15 protein-coding genes and 1 pseudogene are annotated in these 13,484 nt (G+C 72.1%); 9 read left to right on the forward strand and 7 right to left on the reverse strand.

Going from position 1 to position 13,484, the window contains the following annotated elements; genetic code table 11:
- Nucleotides 1–9: 9 nt before the first annotated feature.
- Both E5083_RS02590 and xseA read right to left on the reverse strand, forming a co-directional pair.
- Nucleotides 10–234: an exodeoxyribonuclease VII small subunit gene (locus E5083_RS02590; RefSeq protein WP_030807037.1), complete on the reverse strand. Its 225-nt coding sequence runs from the start codon at nucleotides 232–234 to the stop codon at nucleotides 10–12.
- Between the two features lie 9 nt (nucleotides 235–243).
- Entirely contained in the window at nucleotides 244–1,464 is a 1,221-nt protein-coding gene (gene xseA, locus E5083_RS02595; protein ID WP_135783944.1) for an exodeoxyribonuclease VII large subunit, read from the reverse strand.
- Between the two features lie 90 nt (nucleotides 1,465–1,554).
- Here xseA and E5083_RS02600 point away from each other — a divergent pair, with 90 nt between their 5' ends.
- Nucleotides 1,555–2,571: a 4-hydroxy-3-methylbut-2-enyl diphosphate reductase gene (locus tag E5083_RS02600; RefSeq protein WP_135783945.1), complete on the forward strand. Its 1,017-nt coding sequence runs from the start codon at nucleotides 1,555–1,557 to the stop codon at nucleotides 2,569–2,571.
- Between the two features lie 29 nt (nucleotides 2,572–2,600).
- Nucleotides 2,601–3,356 carry a polyphosphate--glucose phosphotransferase gene (ppgK, locus tag E5083_RS02605; RefSeq protein ID WP_135783946.1) on the forward strand — a complete coding sequence of 252 codons (756 nt, stop codon included), beginning with the start codon at nucleotides 2,601–2,603 and terminating at the stop codon, nucleotides 3,354–3,356.
- Between the two features lie 53 nt (nucleotides 3,357–3,409).
- Here ppgK and E5083_RS02610 read toward each other — a convergent pair whose 3' ends face one another.
- Together E5083_RS02610 and E5083_RS02615 are read right to left on the reverse strand one after the other, a co-directional pair.
- Nucleotides 3,410–3,958, reverse strand: coding sequence for a DUF1062 domain-containing protein (locus E5083_RS02610; RefSeq protein ID WP_135783947.1), 549 nt, complete (start codon nucleotides 3,956–3,958; stop codon nucleotides 3,410–3,412).
- Nucleotides 3,959–4,150: 192 nt separating this feature from the next.
- A complete protein-coding gene (locus tag E5083_RS02615) occupies nucleotides 4,151–4,732 on the reverse strand; it encodes a DUF6542 domain-containing protein (protein WP_135783948.1) in 582 nt (193 codons plus the stop codon).
- Nucleotides 4,733–4,924: 192 nt separating this feature from the next.
- Here E5083_RS02615 and ychF point away from each other — a divergent pair, with 192 nt between their 5' ends.
- Nucleotides 4,925–6,013, forward strand: coding sequence for a redox-regulated ATPase YchF (gene ychF, locus E5083_RS02620; RefSeq protein ID WP_135783949.1), 1,089 nt, complete (start codon nucleotides 4,925–4,927; stop codon nucleotides 6,011–6,013).
- A gap of 85 nt (nucleotides 6,014–6,098) precedes the next feature.
- On the opposite strand, the gene E5083_RS02625 is transcribed toward ychF, so the two are convergent.
- From E5083_RS02625 to E5083_RS02635, 3 genes are read right to left on the reverse strand one after another with little or no spacing between them, the layout of a single operon-like run.
- A complete protein-coding gene (locus E5083_RS02625) occupies nucleotides 6,099–7,271 on the reverse strand; it encodes a hypothetical protein (protein ID WP_135783950.1) in 1,173 nt (390 codons plus the stop codon).
- 43 nt (nucleotides 7,272–7,314) lie between these two features.
- A complete protein-coding gene (locus E5083_RS02630) occupies nucleotides 7,315–7,626 on the reverse strand; it encodes a hypothetical protein (RefSeq protein ID WP_135783951.1) in 312 nt (103 codons plus the stop codon).
- Nucleotides 7,623–8,825 carry a serpin family protein gene (locus tag E5083_RS02635; RefSeq protein WP_135784402.1) on the reverse strand — a complete coding sequence of 401 codons (1,203 nt, stop codon included), beginning with the start codon at nucleotides 8,823–8,825 and terminating at the stop codon, nucleotides 7,623–7,625. Before E5083_RS02635 ends, E5083_RS02630 begins: the two co-directional genes overlap by 4 nt.
- A gap of 175 nt (nucleotides 8,826–9,000) precedes the next feature.
- Between E5083_RS02635 and E5083_RS31605 the strand changes: the two are divergent.
- From E5083_RS31605 to E5083_RS02660, 6 genes and pseudogenes are all read left to right on the forward strand, one after another.
- Nucleotides 9,001–9,909: pseudogene (locus E5083_RS31605) on the forward strand (hypothetical protein); the annotation flags it as partial.
- A gap of 108 nt (nucleotides 9,910–10,017) precedes the next feature.
- The gene (locus E5083_RS02640) at nucleotides 10,018–10,815 is read left to right on the forward strand and encodes a septum formation family protein (protein ID WP_244317382.1); all 798 of its coding nucleotides are present in this window, start codon (nucleotides 10,018–10,020) and stop codon (nucleotides 10,813–10,815) included.
- Between the two features lie 159 nt (nucleotides 10,816–10,974).
- Complete coding sequence (locus E5083_RS02645; protein ID WP_135783952.1) at nucleotides 10,975–11,727, forward strand: GntR family transcriptional regulator; 753 nt, start codon at nucleotides 10,975–10,977, stop codon at nucleotides 11,725–11,727.
- A gap of 356 nt (nucleotides 11,728–12,083) precedes the next feature.
- On the forward strand, nucleotides 12,084–12,275 hold the full coding sequence (locus E5083_RS02650) for an SPOR domain-containing protein (protein WP_135783953.1): 192 nt from the start codon (nucleotides 12,084–12,086) through the stop codon (nucleotides 12,273–12,275).
- A 30-nt stretch (nucleotides 12,276–12,305) separates the two neighbouring features.
- Nucleotides 12,306–12,716: a (deoxy)nucleoside triphosphate pyrophosphohydrolase gene (locus E5083_RS02655; protein ID WP_135783954.1), complete on the forward strand. Its 411-nt coding sequence runs from the start codon at nucleotides 12,306–12,308 to the stop codon at nucleotides 12,714–12,716.
- Nucleotides 12,717–12,928: 212 nt separating this feature from the next.
- A complete protein-coding gene (locus E5083_RS02660) occupies nucleotides 12,929–13,357 on the forward strand; it encodes an ATP-binding protein (RefSeq protein ID WP_135783955.1) in 429 nt (142 codons plus the stop codon).
- Nucleotides 13,358–13,484 lie beyond the last annotated feature (127 nt).

A 13,484-nucleotide genomic window follows, 5' to 3' on the forward strand; every position in this document is an offset into this window, starting at 1 on the left:
TGGGGCCCACTACTCGCCCTCCTCTTCCTCCGCCTCCTCCGCGAGCGCCGCGTCCAGCCGCTCCCGCGCCCCCTCCAGCCAGCGCCGGCACACCTTGGCCAGCTCCTCGCCGCGCTCCCACAGCGCCAGCGACTCCTCCAGCGTCGAACCGCCCGCCTCCAGCCGCCGTACGACCTCGATCAACTCGTCCCGCGCCTGCTCGTACGAGAGCGCCTCGTCCACCTTGCTGCTCATCCGCCCACCCTATTCATCGCCGCCGACATCGACCCGTACGGCGAACTCGCCCGCCGCCACCCGGGCCCGCAGCGGCTCGCCGTCGGTCACCTCGGCCGGGTCGCGGACCACATGGCCGTCCTCCTTCTGCAGGACCGCGTAACCGCGCCGGAGGGTGGCGGCGGGGGAGAGGGCGACCACGCGCGCGTGCGTGTGGGTCAGCTCCGACTCCGCCCGGTCCAGCAGATGCCCCAGCGTGCGCCGGGCGCGGCCCAGCAGCGCCTCCATTTGCTCCTCGCGCTCGTCCAGCATCCGGTGCGGGTGCTCCATCACGGGCCGGGCCAGCGCGTGCGCCAGCCCCCGCTCCTCCCGCTCCAGCAGGGCGTGCGCGCACCGCCGGCCCCGGTCGCGCAGCATCCGTGCCCGCGCCAGCTCCTCGCCCACGTCCGGGACGACCTTCTTGGCCGCGTCGGTCGGGGTGGAGGCGCGCAGGTCGGCCACCAGGTCCAGCAGCGGGGTGTCCGGCTCGTGCCCGATCGCCGAGACCACCGGCGTACGGCAGGCCGCCACCGCGCGGATCAGCTCCTCGTCGGAGAACGGCAGCAGGTCCTCCACGCTGCCCCCGCCGCGCGCCACCACGATCACGTCCACGTCGTCCCGCGCGTCCAGCTCCTTGACCGCCTGGACCACCTGCGGCACCGCGTGCGCCCCCTGCACCGGCACATTGCGCACCTCGAAGCGGACGGCGGGCCAGCGGTGCCGGGCGTTCTCCAGCACGTCCCGCTCCGCCGCCGAGGCCCGGCCGCACACCAGCCCGATGAGCTGCGGCAGGAACGGCAGCGCCTTCTTGCGGCCGGCCGCGAACAGCCCCTCCGCCGCCAGCGACTTCTTGAGCTGCTCCAGCCGCGCCAGCAGCTCGCCCACGCCCACCGGCCGTATCTCGGCGGCGCGCAGCGAGAGCTGGCCGCGCGGGGCGTACCACTCCGGCTTGGCGAGCACCACGACGCGCGCGCCCTCGCCGACCACGTCCGCGACCGCGTCGAACACCTGCCGGTAGCAGGTGACGCTCACCGAGATGTCGTGCGAGGGGTCGCGCAGGGTCAGGAACACCACCCCGGCGCCGGGCCGCCGCGACAACTGGGTGATCTGCCCCTCGACCCACACCGCGCCCAGCCGGTCGATCCAGCGTCCGATCAGCCGGGAGACCTCCCCGACCGGGAGCGGGGCCTCGGGCGATGTGTTCACAGCCATGCGGCGAGGGTAACGGCCGCCGCCGACAACGGGGGTGTGCCGGGGACACCCCCCTGGGGGGATCTACGGGGTCCGGCACCCGGCCTTACGATGGGACGCATGACCGCTTCGCCTGGCCGCCGTGTCCTGCTCGCCGCCCCCCGTGGCTACTGCGCCGGTGTGGACCGCGCCGTGATCGCCGTCGAGAAGGCCCTCGAACAGTACGGGGCCCCGATCTACGTCCGGCACGAGATCGTCCACAACAAGTACGTCGTGCAGACCCTGGAGAAGAAGGGCGCCATCTTCGTCGAGCGGACGGAGGAGGTGCCGCCGGGCGAGATCGTGATGTTCTCCGCGCACGGCGTCGCCCCGACCGTGCACGAGGAGGCCAAGCGCGGCCGGCTCGCCACCATCGACGCGACCTGCCCGCTGGTCACCAAGGTCCACAAGGAAGCCGTCCGCTACGCCAAGGACGACTACGACATCCTGCTGATCGGGCACGAGGGGCACGAGGAGGTCATCGGCACCTCCGGCGAGGCCCCCGAGCACATCCAGCTCGTCGACGGCCCCGAGGACGTCGCCAAGGTCGAGGTCCGCGACCCGTCCAAGATCGTCTGGCTCTCCCAGACCACGCTCTCCGTGGACGAGACCATGGAGACCGTCGACGCCCTGAAGGCGAAGTTCCCCGGCCTGGTCTCCCCGCCCAGCGACGACATCTGCTACGCCACGCAGAACCGTCAGCTCGCGGTGAAGCAGATGGGCGCCGAGGCCGAGCTGGTCATCGTGGTCGGCTCGCGCAACTCCTCCAACTCGGTACGGCTCGTCGAGGTCGCCAAGCTCGCCGGGTCCCGCGAGGCGTACCTGGTGGACTTCGCCGGCGAGATCGACGAAGCCTGGCTGGAGGGCGTCACCACGGTCGGCGTCACCTCCGGCGCCTCGGTGCCCGAGGTCCTGGTCGAGGAGGTCCTCGAGTGGCTGGCCCAGCGCGGCTACGGCGACGTGGAGCTGGTGAAGGCGGCCGAGGAGTCCATCACCTTCTCGCTGCCCAAGGAACTCCGCCGCGACCTGCGCGAGGAAGCCGCCGCCCTGGCGGCCGAGCGTGGCGGAACCGGTATGCCCGGGGCGTGACCGTCAGTCGTACGTCGTAACGTGGGGCCATGCAGATCTTCGGCGTGGACATCGGCGGGTCCGGCATCAAGGGTGCCCCGGTGGACCTGGACAAGGGCGATCTCGCCCAGGAGCGCTGCAAGGTGCTCACCCCGCATCCGGCGACTCCCGAGGGTGTCGCCGAGGGCGTCAAGGAAGTGATCGACCACTTCGGCTGGACCGGCCCGGTCGGGCTGACCTTCCCCGGAGTGGTCCAGGACGGCGCGACCATCCTCACCGCGGCGAACGTCGACAAGAGCTGGGTCGGCACGGACGCCCGCACCCTGTTCAGCGAGAAGCTGGGCGGGCTGCCCGTCACCCTGGTCAACGACGCGGACGCGGCCGGGCTGGCCGAGATGCGGTTCGGCGCCGGGCGCGGGCGGAAGGGCACGGTCATCGTGCTCACCTTCGGCACCGGCATCGGCAGCGCGGTCTTCACCGACGGCGTGCTGGTCGCCAACACCGAGCTGGGCCACGTCGAGCTGAACGGCCACGACGCGGAGAAGAAGGCGTCCAGCAAGGCCAAGGAGGACGCCGACCTGACCTGGGAGCACTGGGCGCGGCGGGTCGAGAAGTACCTCGCGCACCTGGAGATGCTCTTCTCGCCCGAGCTGTTCATCATCGGCGGCGGGGTGAGCCGCAAGGCCGAGAAGTTCCTCCCGCACATCAAGGGCATCAAGGCCGAGATCGTCCCGGCCCAGCTCCAGAACAACGCGGGCATCGTGGGCGCGGCGATGCGGGCGGAGCAGCGGGAGGCTGCGGAGTAGTGGTGGTCGGGGGCCCGGCCGGCGTGTTCCGCCGGCCGGGCCCTTTCTCGCGCTCAGCGTTTGAGCGTGAAGGTGAAGTCGCCGGAGAGCCTGGCGTCCAGCCGGACCGCCGAGACGAGGTTCCCCTCCGCGATCAGCCGCCCGACCTCGGCCCGCGACAGACCGAACCCTTCCGCGACGAGCCGTACCGGCCGGACCGGGACCCGGGCCGCGAAGCGGACCGAGACGTCGGCCTTCTCCCGGTCCAGGTGATCCGAACCGCCGGTGTCGAGACGCCAGGCGCCGTCCCAGTCGAGGGCGACGCGGTTGCGCCGCCGCAGCACCGGGTCCTGGAGCAGCTCGGCCGCGAGGGCGGGGTCGTTGGCGTGCAGCCGGTCCAGCAGCCCGGGCCGTACGGAGCGGACGTTCGCCCGTTCCAGGACCGTGAGCTTCGCGGTGTCCCCGCAGCCCGTGCAGAGCACGAGGAGCCAGACGTCGATGAGCTTGTGATGGGCGTTGACACGGAATTTTCCGTTCGCCCCGAAACGGTCCGCAGCGCACGCGTGGCAGCGGCGCCGGACCAGAGGCAGGCAGGTGGGCATGACCACCCAGTCGTGGAGCACAGAAGTACACCGGTTTCAGTGAGAAGTCCGCAGCAGGAAGCAGCGCGGCGCGAGAGCGCGACGCGCGACAGATCAGCTCTCGGGGGGTCTCACACGGTGTACAACGGCACGTCCTTGCCCAGACGACTCGGTCGGGCAGCACGGTAGCGGCGCGCGGGGGCGCCGCTCCAGTGGTTTTTACGCGGCGGCTTTCTACGCGGTTCGGCGTCGGCGGGCGCGTACCCAGCGCACCCGGCGGACGAGGACCGTCACTCCGGCGATCAGCGTGCCGCCGTACAGCCAGCCCGCCTGGGTGGCGAGGCCGGTGAAGACGCCCATCAGGGAGCCGAGGAAGCCGGCGGTGCCATCGGCGACCGGGAAGAGTCCGGCGCCGAAGGCGATGGGCAGGGCGACGGGGGCGGTCAGGAGGTCGCCGGGGCGCACCCAGAGCGCGGTGAGGACGCACACGGGCAGGAACAGCACGCCGTAGGCGATCAGGGACGAGCCGAACAGCAGGGCGTCCAGCGCGCCGAGCAGCAGCATCGCGGCCACGCAGAACAGGCCGCCGCCGAGCCCGGTGAGCCGGGGGTTCGGGAAACGCCGGCCGCTGGGCGCGGGGCCCGGCCCGTCGACGGGGCCGCGTACGGCCTCGGGGCCGCGGCGGGCCGCGAAGGGCACCCCGGCCGGGCCGCGCGCGGCGTCCGGACCGCGCCGGGCCTGGGGCGGAAGGTGCGCGGGCGTGGGTGTGCCGCGTCGCGGCCCGTCTTTCGGAGGTCGCGTTCTGTGTTGCTCCACTGGACCAACTTAGGTCTGTTTATGTGCCGAATCGCCCTTCAGACACGCCGAAGACATGTCCGGGGGGTCGGTCCGGCCGGACGGGGGATGCTCCCGCTAATTGCCCCGCGCGGACGCCGTAAACTGGTGGATCGGCCGGTGTCCCCTGGGCCCTGGCAGCCCCTGGCCCACTCCTCTACGGGAAGTCGCAACGTGTCGCTCACGATCGGAATCGTCGGCCTGCCCAATGTCGGCAAGTCGACCCTGTTCAACGCCCTGACCAAGAACGACGTGCTGGCGGCCAACTACCCGTTCGCCACGATCGAGCCGAACGTCGGCGTGGTCGGCGTCCCCGACGGCCGTCTGGCGCAGCTCGCGTCGATCTTCTCGTCGGAGCGCATCCTCCCGGCGACGGTGGACTTCGTCGACATCGCGGGCATCGTGCGCGGCGCCTCCGAGGGTGAGGGCCTGGGCAACAAGTTCCTGGCGAACATCCGCGAGTCCGACGCGATCTGCCAGGTCATCCGCGCCTTCAAGGACGAGAACGTCGTGCACGTCGACGGCAAGGTCTCGCCGAAGGACGACATCGAGACGATCAACACCGAGCTGATCCTCGCCGACCTCCAGACCATCGAGAAGGTCCTGCCGCGCCTCCAGAAGGAGTCCCGGATCAAGAAGGACGTCGCGCCGAAGGTGAAGGCGGTCGAGGAGGCGAAGGAGATCCTGGAGAAGGGCGACACCCTGTCCTCCCAGGGCATCCTCCAGGGCTCGGAGCGCGCGGAACTCCTCCACGACCTGCACCTCCTCACCACGAAGCCCTTCCTCTACGTCTTCAACGTGGACGAGGACGAGCTGACCGACGAGGACTTCAAGAACGCCCAGCGCGCGCTGGTCGCCCCGGCCGAGGCGATCTTCCTCAACGCCAAGCTGGAGGCGGACCTCGCGGAGCTGGACGAGGAGGACGCGATGGAGCTCCTGGAGTCCGTCGGCGCCGAGGAGCCCGGCCTCGCCACCCTCGCCCGCGTCGGCTTCAACACCCTCGGCCTCCAGACCTACCTCACGGCCGGCCCCAAGGAATCCCGAGCCTGGACCATCCCCAAGGGCGCCACCGCCCCCGAGGCGGCCGGCGTCATCCACACCGACTTCCAGAAGGGCTTCATCAAGGCGGAGGTCATCTCCTTCGAGGACCTCGTCGAAACGGGGTCCGTGGCGGAGGCCCGCGCGAAGGGGAAGGCGCGCATGGAGGGCAAGGAGTATGTGATGCGGGACGGGGATGTGGTGGAGTTCCGGTTCAACGTGTAACCGAGGCTGCTCCGGCGAGCTTGCAGGTGAGAAGGGGTCGGCTTCCTCAGGGAGCCGGCCCCTTGCCGTATCGGCGGGCCCTGCTCTACCTGGAGGTGGTGGGTTCGGCCATCGGCTCGAAGGCGGACTCCTCCTCGTCGGGCGTGCGGGGGAGGAATCCGTCGGGGACGGTGCGGGCGGCGGTGGTGAGGAGGCGGTCCAGGACTTGCCGCTCGGTGGCCGGGGGGAGCCCGAGCGCGGCGAGGAGGCGGTCCCGGACGGCGGGATGGTCCGGGTGGTCGTCGAGGTGGTCGGAGTTGAGGGCCGGGGGCCGGAGCCCGGCCAGCGCGTCGTGCCAGGAGGGCAGGACGATGGCGAGGGTCAGGGCCTCGGCGAGGGACTCCGCGATGAGGGAGGCCCGGCCTTCGGAGTCGGTGTAGAGGACCGGACGGGCGCCGTCGGGAACGGCTGGGCCGCAGAGGTAGTGGGTTCCGCCCGCGTTGCAGCCGGCGACCGGCTCCACCGGGAGGCCATTGGGCAGGGTGATCGACTCGATGGGGTCCGTGCGGGCCGGGTCGAACTCGCCGTCCCCGGACAGGAACGCGGCTGCCTCCGGCTGCGTGGTGATCCGCTGGAGCAGTGCGTCGTCGGAGAGGGCGGCCGGGTCGAGGGCCAGGGCGATCGCGGGGGTGAGGGGGTGGCCGGCGAGCACGTGGCGGACGGCGTCGAGGGGGACCGGGCGCTCGTAGTAGTCCTCGAAGTGGGTCCGGACACTGTCCGGAGAGCGGTCGGTGAGGAGGTGGAAGAGGAAGTCGGAGCCGTCCGGGTCCTCGTTGCCTTCGGGGAAGGCGATGGCCGATCCGGTGCGCCAGGCGGTGTCACCGGTTTCTCGCCACAGGCAGACGGTGATCCTGGGAGCGTCGATGCCCTCGTCGCAGAACGCGGGCTCGTCCAGCAGCGGGCGCAGCGCGGCGGGCACGTCGTCGATGACGCCGGGCCAGACCTGCTCGTCCTCCGTCCCGTACGGACTCATCTCCGACTCGTGGTCGAAGCCGCGTATGAGCACGCCTGCCGGGGTGAAGAGGACGGAGAAGTCGTCCCCCGACCCGTTGTCCATCAGCGCCGCCTCCGTGCCGGGACCCCAGGCGGGGTCGAAGGTGTACTGGCAGAACTGCGGATCGTCGCAGACGGCTGCATCGAGGACGGCCAGCGCACGCAGGTGCGCGCGGAGTTCGGAGGGCTCGGGAAGAAGGCTGGCGATCTCGCGCACGGTGCTCATGACGCGATGAAAGCAGCCGCCACTGACACCCGGTGTACAGCAGTCACGCGCGGGCCAGGACGCGGCACCTTCCGCATGCCTTCCTCAGCAGCAACAGCGCCCCGATGTTGAGGGCACTGGCCGTCAGGTGGAAGATCAGGGTGAGGAGGGTGGAGGCGGTCGGGCCTGGGTCGAAGGCGGTGGGGAGCAGGGGGCTTGTGGCCATCCACGCGGTGGTCATCAGGACCGACGACGGCATGGTGGTCAGGGTCCACAGGGCTGTGGCCGGGTGCTGGATCGCGTCGAGGGGGAGGGACGCGGCGAGGCTCAGGGGCAGGAGTATGGCCGCGTACAGGGTGATCAGGCGCTTGGTCATGAGGTGCTCGCAGGGGTGAGGTGCATGGCTGGGTACGGAACCGGGTTCGCCACCCAGCCCGATGTCAGGAGGAGGCGGGGGGAGCGGGTGGTGGTGAGGAAGGCGAAGGGGCGGTCGTAGGTGAGGGTCAGGACCGTTGTGGTGTACGGGAGTTGGGGTGAGGCGCTGCCTGGGGTGGCTGCTGCTGCCGTTACCGCTCCCGCTCTGAAGCCCTTCGCGCTGAACTGGGCCACCGCCGACTGGCGGGCCGCGCCGATCGTCAGGGGGGTGTCCGCGATGCCGGGGAAGTGGGCGTGCGGGGTGGTGGGGAGGCCGAAGAGGGGTGGGTCGGCCAGGAGGTCGTGGTCGGCGCGGACCTCGTAGGCCACCGTGCGGACGTCCAGGGCGACCGGCTCCGGGCTCGCGGACGGGCGTTGCTCCACGTGCAGGCCCGGACCTACGTGGCCCAGGGGGAGGCGGCCGCCCTCGGTGACCGGGAGCGTGCGCTCGACCACGCCCACGCCGGCCGTGATGACCTGGCCCGGTGTCATGCCCTCCTCGCCGAGTACGAGGTGGATGTCGATGCCGTTGTCGCCGGGGACGCTCAGGGCGGTGACATGGCCGTTCGGGGTCGCGGCCACGCCCACCCGGTCCGGGCGTACCGACCTGCGGAACAGGCCGAGGAGGGTACGGCCCTGCCACGGCCCGTGTTCCGGGCGCAGCGGCATCTCGGTGAAGGGCTGACGCCAGGTCGTGCGCAGGGAGAGCGCGCTTGCCAGCAGTACCTGCGTGTCGCGCGTCAGCTTCAGCGGCATCCGCTCGACCAGGCCGCCGGTGCGTTCGGCAGCCCACGCGTCCAGGCGTTCCTGCGCGGTGAGCAGGTCGTCCCCGAACGTGCCGTACGTGCCCGCCGGCAGGCCGGCGCGCCAGTCGTCCCGGAGGCGTAGGGACTGCTGTGTCCAGAGGCCGAGGGCCGCGTCCAGGCCGGTCACCGAGGCCATCTCGGTGAGGAGTTGACGGGCCGCCGGTGCCGCCACGTCCGCGGGGACGCCCAGTGCCTCCGACAGCTCCGCCCGTGTCTGGCCGGCCGCGCCGTCCGCCAGGAATGCCAGCAGGGGCCATACTCCGGCTGCCGAGAACACCGTCCCGTCGTCCGCCGCGACCGTCCGCGCCCACCGTGCGGTGAGGGCGTTGACCGCCCGTATGCCGGCGCCGTTCATTCCGTCCCCCACGCCCTGACCGCCCCCATGTCCGTTCCGCGCGCCGCTCGTTCGGGGACCGAAACCGTTTTCCGGTCTTGTCCGGACCCGCTTACCATGCGCGCATTCGTACGGTAGCCCGCCCGAGCCTCCTCGTCCGCCCCGGCTGCCGCAACTCGCCCCAGAAACGGTACCGGTGTCCATATCCCCTGCCCGCGAACCCGACGAGCCCGAGGGCCCGTCGCAGCCGTCCCCGCAGATCCCCTCCGGGGGCCCCGACCGCTCCGGGACACCGAACCCCTCTGGAGCGCCGAACCCCTCCGGGACACCCGACCCCTCCGGAGCCCACGATCCCGCCGGGGCGCCGGCCCCTTCCGGGTCACCCAACCCTGACGGGGCAGGGGCCGCTTCCGGGTCACCTGCCCCCTCCGGGAGCCCCGCCCCTTCCGGGCCACCTGACCCCTCCGGGTCACCTGACCCCTCCCGGGCACCGAACCTCGCCGGGTCGGCCGCGCCCTCCGCGGCACCGAACCCCTCCGGGTCACCCGATCCCTCCAAAAGCCCCGATCCCTCCGGGTCACCCAACCCTGACGGGGCAGCGGCCCCTTACGGGTTCGCCGCCCCATACGGGCCACCCGCCTCCTCCGGGTCACCCGCCCCCTCCGGGTCACCCGCCCCCTCCGGGTCACCCAACCCTGACGGGGCGCCGACTCCCTGCGGGTCACCCAACCCTGACGGGGTAGCGGCCCCTTCCGGGCTCGCCGCTCCATACGGGTCACCCGCCTCCTCCGGGGCACCGAACCCCTCCGGGGCGCCCGCCCCCTACGGGTCACCGACCCCCTACGGGTCACCCAACCCTCACGGGACACCGACCCCTTACGGGACACCGACCCCCTACGGGTCACCCAACCCTCACGGGACCCCGACCCCCTACGGGTCACCAAACCCGTACGCCCCCCACACCCCCTACGGACCCCCCACCCCCACCAACCCCTTCGCCATCGCCTCCCTCATCACCGGCATCCTCTGCTGTCTCCCCGGCGTCGGCCTCCTGCTCGGGCTCGTCGCCCTGCTGCAGATCCGTAAGCGGGGTCAGCGCGGGAGGGCTGCGGCTGTTGTCGGGAGTGCGCTGTCCGGGGTCGGTCTCGCGCTCGCCGTTCTGCTGGTCAGCACCGGTGCGACGGGCTGGATGTGGCAGGGGGTCAAGGACGGCGTGCGTGAGAGTGTGGACCTCTCGCTGGCCAAGGGTGACTGCTTCGACTCCGGCGGCGGCCTGGGAGGCGCCGTCTACGACATCCGTACGGTGCCCTGCGAGGGCGCGCACGAGGGCGAGGTCTTCGCCACCTTCACGATCAAGGCGGGCCCCTACCCCGGCGACGACGCCGTGCAGGACGCCGCCGAACGCTGCGTCGGCCTGCTGGACGCCTACGCGATGGACGCCTGGGCGCTCCCCGAGGACGTCGACGTCTTCCATGTGACCCCGACGCAGGAGACCTGGTCGCTCGGTGACCGCGAGGTCACCTGCGTCCTCGGCAGCACCACCGAGGGCGGCACCCTCACCGGCTCGCTCCGCGCCGACGCGTCCACCCTCGACGCCCACCAGGTCGCCTACCTGAAGGGCGCTCACGTACTGAACGCGGCCCTCGACTCCGAGCCCGACACCGAACTCGTCGAGGACGACCTGCCGGGCCACAAGGCGTGGGCCCGCCGGGTCTCCACCGCCCTGGCCACCTGGTCCGGCACCCTGCGCGCCCACCCCTGGCCCGCCGACGCCCGCGCGCCCCTGGCCGACCTGGCCACCCGCCTGGACAAGGCCCGCGCCCTCTGGGACAAGGCGGCCCGCGCCAGAGACGCCGACGCGTTCTACGTGCCCTACGACGCCGGTCTCGCCCTGATCGAACCGGAAGCCGACATCCCCGCCCGCAAGGCGCTGAAGCTGGCGACCACCCCTCCCGGCTCCGGCGCCCAGGGGACCGACGGCGACGGGGCGGACGGCGGCGCCAAGGTGTGATCACGGCCCAGCGGGGGAGTCATGGCCGGAGAAAGTCGCTGGACGCAGGTGTGCGCCGCCCCTCGTCATCACATCGAGTGATTCTCTGGCCTTTGCTTGCATGGCACAACCCACGGTTGCCACGCTGTTGCTGTCTGTACAACCTGATGGGAGCGGCCAGTGACATTCGGTGAGCAGCCGGCGTACCTGCGCGTGGCGGGTGATCTCCGCCAGAAGATCGTCGACGGTTCACTGCCGCCCCATACCCGCCTCCCGTCACAGGCCCGTATCCGCGAGGAGTACGGCGTCTCGGACACGGTCGCGCTGGAGGCGCGCAAGGTGCTGATGGCCGAGGGACTGGTCGAGGGGCGGTCCGGCTCGGGGACGTATGTGCGCGAGCGGCCGGTGCCGCGCAGTGTGGCGCGCTCGGGGTACCGGCCCCAGGGCGGCGCCACCCCCTTCCGGCAGGAGCAGGCCGACGCGACCGCGCGCGGCACGTGGGAGTCCAGCAGTGAGCGCGCCGAGGCCGGGTCCGGGGTCGCGGAGCGGCTCGGGATCAAGCCGGGCGAGCGCGTGATGCGCACCAAGTACCTGTTCCGGGACGCCGGGGAGCCGATGATGCTCTCCACCTCCTGGGAGCCGCTCGCCGTGACCGGCCGCACCCCGGTCATGCTGCCCGAGGAGGGCCCGCTCGGCGGGATGGGCGTGGTCGAGCGGATGCGCGCGATCGACGTGATCGTGGACAACGTCACCGAGGAGGTCGGCGCCCGCCCCGGCCTCGCGGAGGAACTCCTCCTGCTCGGTGGGGTTCCCGGCCATGTCGTCCTCGTCATCCAGCGCACCTACTACGCCTCGGGCCGCCCGGTGGAGACCGCCGACGTCGTCATCCCGGCCGACCGCTATCAGGTCGCGTACCACCTCTCCGTGCGGTAGCGGGTCATCGTGAGGTAGCGCACATGGGACGCGCTCCCCGGGGGCGTACCCCGGCGTACGAATCCCGCGCTTCCGGCCGCCGCCCCGCGGCGAACCGACCGTCGCCCCTGGTGGGCGGCGGTCGCCGCCGTTCCCGGGGTCACCTCCCCGATGCGGCGCGTTCGATTCCGTGCGCCCCCTGCGTTCTGGCCGGTTGCGTACCTCTTCGTGAAAAGCCGTATCCGCTGTGTGAAGGTTGGGCGTACGCTCGGGCATATGCGTATTGCGGTTTCCTCGGGCGGGACACCTTGGAGCCCCGGAGCGGAAAGCGGGTGGGGCGGGTGCTTAGGGGCACGGGAAGGGAAACGGTGGGGGCGATGAACGAGGGTGCGGTCGTTCTGCCCTGGCTCGTCATACGTCAGGACGACAACGGCAATCGCTACCGGGTCGGCCGGTACGCGACACGGGCGGAAGCCCAGAAGATCGCCGACAGTCTCGACGGCCGCGGGCACAGGCAGCTCTACTCCGTGGAGCGCGTGAGTCAGCACGGCGAGAGCACGCGCAACTGACCACGGGCGTGCTCCCGTAGGCTCCGGACCATGACCGAACGGATCGTGGTGGTGGGAGCCGCCCTGCTCGATGGGGACCGGCTGCTCGCCGCGCGGCGCAGCGCGCCCCCGGAGCTGGCCGGCCGCTGGGAGCTGCCCGGCGGCAAGGTCGAGCCCGGCGAGCGTCCCGACGACGCCCTCGTGCGCGAACTGCGCGAGGAACTCGGTATCGACGCCGAGGCGGTCGAACGCGTGCCGGGGGAGTGGCCCCTGAAAAACCCTTATGTGCTGTGGGTGTGGACCGCCCGGCTCCGTCCGGGTTCCCCCGGACCCGAGGCCCTCCAGGACCACGACGAACTGCGCTGGCTCACCCCCGGCCACCTCTGGGACGTGCCCTGGCTCGACCAGGACGTCCCGGCCGTCCGCGAGATCGCCGCACGCCTCGGCGCCCGGGCGCGCTGACCGGCGTACGGGGTGCGCCGCCCGGCGTACGGGCCCACAACCGGGCCGGCCGTACCCCGCCGCGCCCCCGTGCTCCCCGGCCGAGCCCCCTGAGGGATGCCGGTCCGGGGCCCGGAGGCTGTACGCCGTTCGTGCCACAGTGCCCCGGCCCGCGCGGTACTGCCCCCTGCATACCGGGTACATGGCCAGTAACCCCATGAAATCGGACATGGGTGGGCTCGCTTGCCTGGGAAGTGATCGGCGTGTTCGACACCGAGGGCGACTGCGCCGAGTGGACGTTCCCCTCGGAACCCGGCGCGGTGCGCGCGGCCCGTGCCGCTGTCCGGGGCCAGTTGGGCCGCTGGCATCTGGATTCCCTCGCCGATCTGACGGCGTTGCTGGTCAGCGAGCTGGTGACCAACTCCCTGCGGCACGCGGACGGCCCGATCGGGCTGCGTCTGGTGCGCTCGGCGGGGCTCGGCGGGGCGCTGCTGGTGGAGGTCTCCGACCAGGTGCCGGACCCGCCGCGCGAGCGGATCGCGCGGCCCGAGGACGAGAGCGGGCGGGGGCTGGCGCTCGTCGCGGGTTCCTCCGCCCGCTGGGGCACCCGGCCCGCCGAGGCCGGCAAGACCGTCTGGTTCGAGCTGGCCATCCCCGAATGATGCCCATCCCCGAATGACGCCCAGCCCCGAATGACGCCCAGCCCTGAATGATGCCCAGCCCCGAATGATGCCCACCCGCACCCCACGACCCGGAGCGCGGGCGGGTGCATCAGGGGCACGGCGGGGT

Source organism: Streptomyces bauhiniae (assembly GCF_004784475.1).
Classification (GTDB): domain Bacteria; phylum Actinomycetota; class Actinomycetes; order Streptomycetales; family Streptomycetaceae; genus Streptomyces; species Streptomyces seoulensis.